The 4,311-nt window shown below is 70.0% G+C and carries 4 protein-coding genes; all 4 read right to left on the minus strand.

The genetic code is table 11. The features are described from left to right. Positions 1–655, minus strand: a 655-nt coding sequence (locus AWQ70_RS41795; RefSeq protein WP_444543153.1) for a P-type ATPase actuator domain-containing protein, incomplete at its 3' end; no start/stop codon positions are given. Between the two features lies 1 nt (position 656). Next, positions 657–2,318, minus strand: coding sequence for a potassium-transporting ATPase subunit KdpA (gene kdpA / locus AWQ70_RS35790; RefSeq protein ID WP_067186427.1), 1,662 nt, complete (start codon positions 2,316–2,318; stop codon positions 657–659). Next, positions 2,318–2,407: a K(+)-transporting ATPase subunit F gene (kdpF, locus tag AWQ70_RS39610; RefSeq protein WP_067186429.1), complete on the minus strand. Its 90-nt coding sequence runs from the start codon at positions 2,405–2,407 to the stop codon at positions 2,318–2,320. The genes kdpA and kdpF overlap by 1 nt, the downstream gene beginning before the upstream one ends. A gap of 1,248 nt (positions 2,408–3,655) precedes the next feature. Further along, the coding region (locus AWQ70_RS35805; protein WP_157530857.1) for an HNH endonuclease signature motif containing protein at positions 3,656–4,311 on the minus strand (656 nt) is incomplete at its 5' end.

Consider the following 4,311-nt stretch of genomic DNA (forward strand, 5'->3'; position numbering starts at 1 on the left):
CCTCGACCAGTGAGATCATCCGGTCAATGAAGCTCTCCCCCGGCTTCTGGGTGATCCGTACGACGATCCGGTCCGAGAGCACCTTCGTGCCGCCCGTGACGGCGGACCTGTCGCCGCCGGACTCGCGGATCACCGGGGCCGACTCGCCGGTGATCGCCGACTCGTCGACCGAGGCGATGCCCTCGACCACGTCGCCGTCCCCCGGGATGATCTCCCCGGCCTCGACGACGACGACGTCACCCTGCCGCAGTTCGCTCGCCCCGACCACGTCCCAGGCGTTCCGGTCGCCGGGGTCCCGCAGGCGGCGGGCCGTGGTGTCCCGTTTCGCCGCGCGCAGCGTCGCCGCCTGCGCCTTGCCCCGGCCCTCGGCCACGGCCTCGGCGAGGTTGGCGAACACCACCGTCAGCCACAACCAGGCCACGATCGCCCAGGCGAAGACCGACGGATCGACGACCGCCAGCACAGTAGTGAAGACAGCGCCGACCTCCACGATGAACATGACCGGGTTGCGCCACAACGTCATCGGGTTGAGCTTGCGCAGCGCGTCCGGCAGCGACCGGAGCATCTGCCTGGGATCCAGCAGGCCGCCGCCGATCCGGCGTTTCCCGGGGGCGGGGGCGGAGACGCCCGGCGCTTCCGTCACAGGTGTTGACATGTCAGTGGATTCCTTCTGCGAGCGGCCCGAGCGCCAGGGCGGGGAGGAACGTGAGGGCGACCAGGACGACCGTGACGCCGACGACCATGCCGACGAACTGCGGCCGATGGGTGGGCAACGTCCCCGCGGACGAGGGGGTTGGCGCCTGCCGGGCCAGCGAGCCGGCCAGGGCCAGCACGAACACGATCGGCAGGAACCGGCCGATCGCCATGCACAGGCCGAGCGCGGTGTCGTACCAGGGGGTGTTGACGGTGAGGCCGGCGAACGCCGAGCCGTTGTTGTTGGACGCGCTGGTGAAGGCGTACAGAACCTCCGACAGGCCGTGCGGCCCGCCGTTCAGCATGCTCGCGCGCTGCTCCGGCGTCGCCATCGCCAGCGCGGTGCCGATCAGGACGAGCGCCGGGGTGACCAGGAAGTACATCGACGCGAGCTTGATCTCGCGGGCGCCGATCTTCTTGCCCAGGTACTCCGGCGTGCGGCCGACCATCAGCCCGGCCACGAAGACCGTGATGACCGCGAAGATGAGCATGCCGTACAGACCCGAGCCCACGCCTCCGGGCGCGACCTCGCCCAGCATCATGTTGACCATCGTGATCATGCCGCCGAGCGCGGTGTAGGAGTCGTGGAAGGAGTCGACCGCCCCGGTCGAGGTCAGCGTGGTCGCGGCGCCGAACGTGCCGGAGTTGGCGACACCGAACCTGACCTCCTTGCCCTCCATCGCGGCCCCGACCGCCTGCGGGACCGTGCCGCCGTGCGCGAGCTCCAGCGCGGTCAGCACGCTGACACTGGCCAGGGCCAGGACACCCATGACGGCGAGGATCGCGTAGCCCTGCCGCTTGTCCCCCACCATGCGCCCGAACGTGCGCGGCAGCGCGAACGGGATGAGCAGGATCGCGAAGATCTCGATCCAGTTGGTCCAGCTCGTCGCGTTCTCGAACGGGTGCGCCGCGTTGGCGTTGTAGAAGCCGCCGCCGTTGGTTCCCAGCTCCTTGATGATCTCCTGGCTGGCCACCGGCCCGCCGGTGATCGTCTGGTGGCCGCCCGCCGGCGTCGGGACCGTGTACGGGTCGGCGAAGTTCTGCACCAGGCCGCCCGCGACCAGCACCAGCGCGCCGACGAAGGCGATGGGCAGCAGGACGCGCAGCGAGCCGCGCACCAGGTCCACCCAGAAGTTGCCCAGCTCGTCGGTCCTCCTGCGCGCGAAGCCGCGCACCAGGGCGATCGCGACCGCCATGCCGACCGCCGCGGACACGAAATTCTGCACGGCCAGCCCGGCCATCTGCACCAGGTGGCCCATCGTGGACTCGCCCGAGTACGCCTGCCAGTTGGTGTTGGTCACGAAGCTGACGGCCGTGTTCCACGCGATGTGGTCCGACACCGGGCCGAAGCCCAGCGACAGGAACAGCTTGTCCTGCAGGCGCTGGAACGCGTACAGGAACAGGATCGACACCGCCGAGAACGCCAGCACGGAACGGGCGTAGACCGTCCAGCGCTGCTCGGCGTCGGGCCGCACGCCGATGAGGCGGTAGATCACCCGCTCGACGGCGAGGTGCCCGCTGCCGGTGTAGACGCGGTACATGTAGTCGCCGAGCGGCCGGTGCACGACGGCGAGGGCGACCACCAGAGACGCGATGAAGGCGATCCCCGCCACGGTCGGCGTCATCAGAACCGCTCCGGGAACAGCAGGGCCGCGACCACGAAGATCACCAGGCCGATGGTCACGACCAGGCCGGCCGCGTTGACGGCGCTCACAGCCGTTCCACCGCCTTCACGACGAGCCCGAGGACCGCGAAGATCGCGATCGTCAGGGCGACGAAGATGACGTCTGCCATCCCCACTCCTCAGATGCCGGATAAGTGCTTCGGGCCGCCCAGGTAGCGGCCCTGAGCCAAGCAAATCGCGGCGTTTGGGAACCTTCGCCCCGTCTTGACGGTTTTCCTACGGCGCTCCGTTGATTATTGACAGCATTCCTACGTCCCCCCGCTCGCCGCCCCCGTCGCGATCCGCCGAGATCCAGCACGAGCCGGCGGATCGGCCGCGAGCACGCCGCGAGCCGACGGACCCGCCGCGAGCACGCCGCGAGCCGGCGGGCCCGCCGCGAGGCGCCGTGAGCCGCCGTGAGCCGGCGGATCGGCCGGGATCCGCCGCGGTCTCACAGCTGCCGCCGCGATCTCACAGCTGGATGCACCTCGGTGCCCGTAGCCAGCGAGACGCACCACCGTGCCCGCGGCCCTCGAAACGCACATCGGTAGCTGGGGCCGGCTAGACGCACCTCAGTGCCCAGGGCCGGGATGTCCCGCAACCGCTCGGAGACTCGGTCGTCGTGACCCCCGAACAACTCACGCTCGGCGACCTCGAAGCAGTCCAGCAGGAACGTCCGCAGCTCGCTCTCCAGAACCAGACGAGAAGACAGGCAGTCGTAGCCCGTGGCCTCCGTCCCCGTCCCCGCCTCCGACACGACGCCACCCTACGCACCACTCGCCGGGCAACGTCGTCCCCTTGGGGCGATGTCGCGGGCGAGGACGTACTGGCCCACATCCGCGCCCGTAACACCTCGCCGGCCCAGGCCGCTTGCCATGGGTCGGCTGGCCGTGGTCGAAGGTCGCCGGTGGTCGGGACCGGATGACCAATGGTCTGCGCTCAGTGGCCGGTGACCAGATGTCGGGGGCCTGGCGACCGGATGTCGGGAGCCATGTGACCGGTGGTCGATGGCAGTGCTCGGCGACTGGTGCTCGGGGATGGGTGACCGGCGGTGCCGAGCACGACGGATAGTCGCAGCAACCGGACACAACCAGCGACACCCGACCGGTGCCGGTGCTGGTGCCGGTGCTGGTGCTGGTGCTGGTGCCGGTGGCCTGGGGGCCGCTGCGCCCGCTGGTTTCGGATGGCCCATGACCAGTAGCCGGATAGGCGATAGTCCGGTGGCCTGGGGCGGTGGCTGCGTGGCCGGTGCAGGTGGGCGGAGGCGGCGGTCGGGGTGGGCCGGAAGCCGACGACGGTTCAGCATCTACTCACCCACCGCCTCGGGCGCAGCTTCGAATAACGATGGAACCGCATCGACACCGTCCCATCCCCCTGATCGATCACCTCCACCCGATCCGGATGACGCGACTTCCACTTGTTGTCCGCCGCACACAACGGCGCCAAATTCGCCAGATCCGTGCGGCCGGTCGGATACCACGGCTCGATATGATCGATCTCCGCCAGATAGGCGGGAACATCGCACCCTTCCCGGCAGCAGGTCCGGTACTTCGCCAGGATCGCCTCCCGCTGGTCGGAGGAGGCCAGACGGCGGGCCCGGCCGAAGTCGACGACGATCCCTTGCGCGTCCCGCAGCACCCGCCGCAGGTCGGCGCTGTAGGCCATCCGGCGGCGCGCGTCCTGCGCCGGGATCGCCGTGCCGTCCTCCAGGTAGGCGGGCTCCTCCGACTCCCCGGTCAGCGTCTGCTCGGTCACCGACACATGCATCACCGTCCGCCGTCCTCCCTCCGACAGCCGCACCGCCAGCGCGTCCGCCATCCGGCGGGCATGGCTGCGCGTGTCGGTGCTGTCGGTCCTGACCGCCAGCGGCTCCAGCCACGTCTTCAGCTGCATCTTCACCTCGGGGTCCAGCAGCCCGCTGAGGCGGCCCATCCCATCGATGGTGTCGGTGATGG

Source organism: Microtetraspora niveoalba (assembly GCF_001570405.1).
GTDB classification, from domain to species: domain Bacteria; phylum Actinomycetota; class Actinomycetes; order Streptosporangiales; family Streptosporangiaceae; genus Microtetraspora; species Microtetraspora niveoalba.

Coding starts and splice junctions, on each gene's coding strand:
- kdpA (WP_067186427.1), bottom strand. CDS start 2,318: ATGACGCCGACCGTGGCGGGGATCGCCTTCATCGCGTCTCTGGTGGTC.